Source organism: Nonomuraea sp. H19 (assembly GCF_052068215.1).
In the GTDB taxonomy this organism is placed as follows: Bacteria; Actinomycetota; Actinomycetes; order Streptosporangiales; family Streptosporangiaceae; genus Nonomuraea.
Map to the genome: position 1 here is coordinate 1 of NZ_JBQHCV010000084.1, position 5561 is coordinate 5561.

General features: G+C 69.8%; 5 protein-coding genes and 1 pseudogene. 3 read left to right on the forward strand and 3 right to left on the reverse strand.

The annotated features are described in order from the left end of the window. Positions 1–29: 29 nt before the first annotated feature. The gene (locus ACTMTI_RS56360; RefSeq protein WP_441129318.1) at positions 30–395 is read right to left on the reverse strand and encodes a hypothetical protein; all 366 of its coding nucleotides are present in this window, start codon (positions 393–395) and stop codon (positions 30–32) included. Between the two features lie 121 nt (positions 396–516). Between ACTMTI_RS56360 and ACTMTI_RS56365 the strand changes: the two genes are divergently transcribed. Next, the gene (locus tag ACTMTI_RS56365) at positions 517–771 is read left to right on the forward strand and encodes a hypothetical protein (RefSeq protein WP_441129322.1); all 255 of its coding nucleotides are present in this window, start codon (positions 517–519) and stop codon (positions 769–771) included. On the opposite strand, the gene ACTMTI_RS56370 is transcribed toward ACTMTI_RS56365, so the two are convergent. Next, on the reverse strand, positions 686–1102 hold the full coding sequence (locus ACTMTI_RS56370; protein WP_441129319.1) for an AAA family ATPase: 417 nt from the start codon (positions 1100–1102) through the stop codon (positions 686–688). The two genes, ACTMTI_RS56365 and ACTMTI_RS56370, sit on opposite strands and share 86 nt — an antisense overlap. A gap of 98 nt (positions 1103–1200) precedes the next feature. On the opposite strand from ACTMTI_RS56370, the pseudogene ACTMTI_RS56375 reads away from it, so the two are divergent. Beyond that, positions 1201–1661 (forward strand): annotated as a pseudogene (locus ACTMTI_RS56375) (TrmO family methyltransferase domain-containing protein). Between the two features lie 15 nt (positions 1662–1676). Further along, positions 1677–3176, forward strand: coding sequence for an FAD-dependent monooxygenase (locus ACTMTI_RS56380; protein WP_441129320.1), 1500 nt, complete (start codon positions 1677–1679; stop codon positions 3174–3176). A 96-nt stretch (positions 3177–3272) separates the two neighbouring features. Here the strand turns inward: ACTMTI_RS56380 and ACTMTI_RS56385 are convergent. Then, positions 3273–5561, reverse strand: a 2289-nt coding sequence (locus ACTMTI_RS56385; protein ID WP_441129321.1) for a LuxR C-terminal-related transcriptional regulator, incomplete at its 5' end; no start/stop codon positions are given.

The following is a 5561-nucleotide window of genomic DNA, read 5'->3' on the forward strand; positions in this document are numbered from 1 at the left end:
CTTGATGAGGAAGTAGATCAGCAGTCCGCTCATGATGAAGTGGCCGCCGGCGGTGTACAGGCCGGGGAAGTAGCCGCAACGAGCAGGAATTCCTTCTCCGGCCAGTCCCGTGGCGAGTCGAACAGCTCGACGATCTCGTGCGGGAAGCCGCCGGTGTACTCCTCGGCCATGTGGATGAGCTGGAAGCCCACCGCGCGGAGGTAGACGGCGATCACTTTCCTGGACTTCACCGGGCGGGTGTAGCTGAAGGCGATCCACCCGCTCCAGCCCAGCACGCTGGCGACCACGAGGATGACGGCACCTTGTATGGGGAGGGTCAGCAGTGCCCAGGCACAGAAGGCGGCGGCCAGGATCGCCATCATGGTTGCCGAGTAGGGTTCAGGTCGTTTGGTCATGGCCGAAACCCTGGGAAGATGGCGCTACCGGTCGCCTCCGTCACCTGACTGATCGGGGCCCGGGGCACGTCAGTCACGTGACGGAGGCGATACACAAGAGCCGCTGCTTAGCGTCTACGTCATGAAGTCGATCAATGGCGGTGGGGCTGCTCGAGGCATGATCCGCGTCTTCGCTGTCGTGTTCGTGCTGGTGCTGTCCCTGACCCCTCCTCCGGCCCGGGCGCATGTCGTCGAGGCCGGAGCGGACTTGCGGGTGACACAGACCTTCGGGACGGGCGAGGTCACACTCGTCATCGCCGGGGTCTCGCTGGTTTGCAGGCCGGCCACGCCGGTCCGCACGAGCTGCGCGTTCGTGCCGGTGACGAGGTCTCGGTGATCCCGTTCCGGGTGCTGGTGCTCGGCGGTGCCTCCTGGGCGATGGTGACCGACGGCGCGTTCCTGCTGGCCGGGCTGCTGGTGGTGGGTGGCGTGCTCACCGGCCGCCTGTCCAGGCCCGTCGTGGGCGCCGCGAGCGCATCCGCCTCGGCCTCAACGCCAATGATCCGCAGCACCAGCAGATCATCTCCAGCCGTACGCGCGGCCTCCTCCAGCAGCGCCGATTTGCCGATGCCCGCCTCTCCACGCACGACAACGGTGCCGCCCCGGCCGCTGCCGGCCTCAGCGATCCTCCTCTGCAGAAAAGCGATCTCCGCAGTCCGGCCGATCATGATGCCCTGACCTTACCTAACCGGCTCCCCAGGTCTGCGTGCGACTTCAGTCATCGTGACCTATTCGGCAGCGGCTGCGCTCTCGTACGGTCGGTCGTATGGAGATCGTGGAGACACAGCCGGTGGGAACCGTCGTCGGCGGGCGGAGCGAGGCGTTCGACGACTGGAACACCGTCGAGGCGTTGATCCGGCTCGACGAGACCCGCTTCAAGCCTGACGCCCTCGCCAGGCTGGACGCGTTCTCGCACCTGGAGGTGGTGTTCCTCTTTCACCTCGTGGAGCCGGCTTCGGTGCACACCTCGGCCCGGCGCTCCAGGGGCAATCCGGAGTGGCCGCGGATGGGCATTTTCGCGCAGCGAGCCAAGAACCGCCGAACAGGCTGGGCGTCCCCCGCTGCCAGTTGCTCGCCGTCGACAGCCTCGACGTGCGCGTACGCGGCCTGGACGCCATCGACGGCAGCCCGGTCCTCGACCTCAAGCCGTACATGGCCGAGTTCGGTCCGCAGGGCGAGGTCGTGCAGCCGGATCGGGCGACCGAGTTGATGCGCAACCACTACTGAGACAAGGGGTCCCATATGATCGCCGAACACACCACCGATGTGCTGGTCGTGGGCGCAGGCCCGACCGGGCTGCTGCTCGCCGGCGACCTCGCCGAAGCAGGCCTGTCCGTCACCCTCCTCGAGGCCCGCCCCCACAAGATCAGCAACCTGTCCCGGGCCTTGGTCGTCCACGCCCGCGTGCTGGAGCAGTTCGACGCCCGCGGGATCGCGGACGAGGTCGTCAAGCTCGGGCACCCCATCAACCGGCTGCAGCTGTTCGAGCGGGGACAGCTCAATCCCTCCCGCCTCCCCAGCCGCTACCCGTTCGTCCTGTTCATCCCGCAGTACGAGGTCGAGCGCGTGCTGGAACGGCGAGCCCGCGCGGCCGGCGTCACCTTCGCCTACGACACCAAGGTCGTCGGCTTGGAGCAGGACCCGAACGGTGTCACGGCCCGCGCGGTCCCCGGCAAGGACGCGGATCCGAACGGCCCGTCCACCACCTACCACGCCTCCTACCTCGTCGGGACAGACGGCGTGCACAGCTCCATCCGGCAGGCGATCGGCCTGCCCTTCCCCGGCAAGTCCATTCTCAGCTCGCTGATCCTGGCCGACCTCAAGCTCGAGCAGGCGCCGGATCGGCCGTTCACGGTGAACGCCGTCCCCGACGGGTTCGCGTTGCTCACCGAAATGGGCGACGGCTTCCACCGGCTCACCGGATGGAACCGGCACCACCAGCTGCCCGACGACGCGCCACTGGACGTCGAAGAAATCAAGGAACTGCTGAGGCTCAACTTCGGCACCGACTACCGCGTCACCGAAGTCCGCTGGAAGTCTCGCTTCCACAGCGACGAACGGCAGGCGCCCGCCTACCGCGTCGGCCGGGTCTTCCTGGCCGGCGACGCCGCGCACGTGCATTCCCCGGCAGGCGCAATGGGCATGAACACCGGCCTGCAAGACGCCGCCAACCTCAGCTGGAAACTCGTGGCCGTACTCCGCGACGGAGCAGACGACCACCTCCTGGACACCTACCAAACCGAACGGCACGCCGTAGGCAAGATCGTGCTACGGATGAGCGGAATGCTGGTACGCGCAGCACTGCTGCACGGGTCCGCCGCCCGGCTGCTCCGCGCCACCGCCGGAACCATCCTCAGCAACGTCCGCCCACTCGCCGACAAAGCAGCCTCCATGATCTCCGGCATCGGCATCGCCTACAAAGCCCCGCGCGGCGCGCACAAGCTCACCGGACGACGCGCCCCCGACCTGCGGCTGGCGGAAGGACGGCTGAATGAGCTGCAGCGCGGCGGCAGGTTCGTGCTGATCACTCCCGCCGGGCAGCACGCGGACGCGCCCGTTCCCGACCAGGTCGTACGCGCCCACTGGACCGGCGACCGCCGCACCACAGCCCTCGTCCGCCCCGACGGCTACTTCTGCTGGGCAACAGACAAGCCGAACGCCGAGGCCGCGCTCCAAGCCGCACTGACCACCTGGGCGGGCCCTCCCCCCAGCCTGCGTGAATCCCGCCGGCGGTTGCGGTGACCTGCCGACCCTGCGGTTGACCACAGCCCGCTTGCCCAGGAAAGCACCAGCAAGATCGACGGCGTACCTCAGGGGCCGGCCAGGCGCGGATTTGACCTACGCCAGCTCCAGCCTGGCCAGCTCGGCGCGCGAGGAGACACCCAGCTTGGGAAAGGCCTTGTACAGGTGGGAAGCGACCGTGCGCGGGCTCAGGAAGAGTTGCGAGCCGATCTCGCGGTTGGATGCGCCGGTGACGGCCAGCCGTACCACCTGGAGCTCCTGCGGTGTCAGCACGTCCAGTGGATCTCCGGCACGGGCATGGTCCGGTAGTGAGAGCCCGGTGGCGCGCAGCTCGGCGGCAGCACGGTCAGACCAGGGAACCGCGCCGAGCCGGTCGAAGGCCTCCATGGCGGCCTGGAGCTGGCCGCGCGCCTCGGCGCGCCGCCTGGTTCGGCGCAGCCGTTCTCCATAGGCCAGGCGGGTGCGTGCCTCGTCGAAGGGCTGCTCGCCCTCGGCGTGCAGGGCCAGCGCCCGCTCGTACAGGCCCACGGCCGCGCTGTCCGTGGCCAGCAGCGCACGGACCCGATGCAGTACGGCAAGCGGCCTGGATCGGCCGGTGGCCTCGGCCCATTCCGCGTAGAGTCCCAGCGGCTCCTGAGCGCGCTGCGGATCCCCGACCCGTACGGCGGCCTCGATGTAGTCCGGCCAGGAATACCGCCACAGGAAGGCATGGCTCGTGGGACCGGACATGGCCCGGTCCACCCGGTCGAGCATCGCTTCGTAGCGGCCCAGCCCGAAGTCCAGAGCCACGAGGGCGTACTCGGACCAGCACGCTCCCGGCATCCACCTGCGGTGGTCGGCGTCCCGGATGGCTTGCGCGGCCATCGCCACACATTCCTCCTCCGCCCCGGCGATCGCGGACAGCCAGGCGTGCACACCCGCCAGGTAGCTGCCCCACTGCGGCTGGCCGACGTCGGCGGCCAGGGCCAGACCCGCGGCCACCGCGGACCGTGCGGACCGGTGGTGTCCGCTGAGGAGCTGCGCGATGGTGAAGATCGTCATGGCCTGGGGCATGCGGCCCAGACGTCCCTCCGCCCGGCACTCCTCGACGATCTGGGCCGAGCCATCCAGCATGCCTTCGATGTCGGCGCGGACCATGCTCTGGTAGGCGATGATGAAGCGCAGCTCGAACGGTATGCGCTCGGTCTGGTCCGGCATCCGGTAGGTGAGCGTGGTCACGGCGTCACCCTCGAGGATCAGGCGGAAGGCGTGGTTGAACGTGCGCACCACAGCGGCCAGCCCGTCGCCGTCCGGGCACAGTTCCTCGGTACGACGGGCCAGCGCGAGCTGGTCGGGGTGGGACGCGCTGGCCCAGGTGTAGAAGCCCGCCATGCTGAGCAGCGAGAGCTTGGCGGGCAGGTCATCGATCGCCTCGGCGCCCTCGAGCAGCAGGCGGACGCCCTCCAGAGGCCGGCCCGCCTCGATTTCCAGCTTCGCTCTCACCTGGGCCAGGCCGTGCAGCGCAGACTCGGCTCCCAAGCGCCGCGCCCTGTCGACCAGCTCACGAGCACGCTGCCACAGGCCTGCCTCGGCCGCCGCCTCGGCTGCGGCCGTCCACCTGCGTGCGGCCTCGGCAGGATCGGCGGACAGCTCTGCCGCGCGTGCGTAGGCCGCCGACACCGTCGTCTGCCCACCGCGCTGCCGGGCGCGCAGCGCCAGGCACTCCATCCTCCCCGCCACCTCCTCGTCGGGCTGCAGGGTGACGGCCGCCAGGTGCCAGGCCCGCCGGTCGTCGTCGACCGTCTCGGCCAGCGCCCGGTGCGCGGCCATCCGGGCGGCGATGTCACAGACCAGCAGCACAGCGGTACGCACCAGCGGGTGATGGAAGGCCACGCCCCCCAAGCCCACCCGCACCAGGCCGGCTCGCTCGGCTTCGGCGAAGTCGGCCAGCGATGCTCCGAGCAGGCCGACGGCGCGTGCGAGCACGTCCAGCTCGTCGTGGTGATCGAGGGCCGCCACCAGCAAGCAGGAGCGGGTGGCGTCGGGCAGCGCCGCGATCCGGTCGCGGAAACCGGTCAGCACCCTGTCGGTCACCGGTTGCGCTGTACCGAGGGAGAAGGAAAGCGGGACGAAGGCGCCCTTGCGCTGCTCCGGGGTGAGCATGCGGGGCAGCTCGACCAGCGCCAGCGGGTTGCCCCCGGCTTCGGCCACCAGCTGGTCGCGTACGACAGGCGGCAGATCCGCAGCCTGCTCGGCGAGAAGCTGCTGAGCGGCCTCGGTGTCCAGCTTGCTCAGCCGCAGCTCGGGCAGACCCCGCGCGGGGAACTCGCCCTCACGCGCGGCGAACAGGACGGCGACGGGCTCGGCATGCAGGCGGCGTGCGGCGAACAGCAGCGCGTCGGCCGA

Excerpts from the sequence above, each read along its gene's own strand:
- ACTMTI_RS56380 (WP_441129320.1), top strand. The coding sequence starts at position 1,677 with ATGATCGCCGAACACACCACCGATGTGCTGGTCGTGGGCGCAGGCCCG.
- ACTMTI_RS56360 (WP_441129318.1), bottom strand. The coding sequence starts at position 395 with ATGACCAAACGACCTGAACCCTACTCGGCAACCATGATGGCGATCCTG.
- ACTMTI_RS56365 (WP_441129322.1), top strand. The coding sequence starts at position 517 with ATGAAGTCGATCAATGGCGGTGGGGCTGCTCGAGGCATGATCCGCGTC.
- ACTMTI_RS56370 (WP_441129319.1), bottom strand. The coding sequence starts at position 1,102 with ATGATCGGCCGGACTGCGGAGATCGCTTTTCTGCAGAGGAGGATCGCT.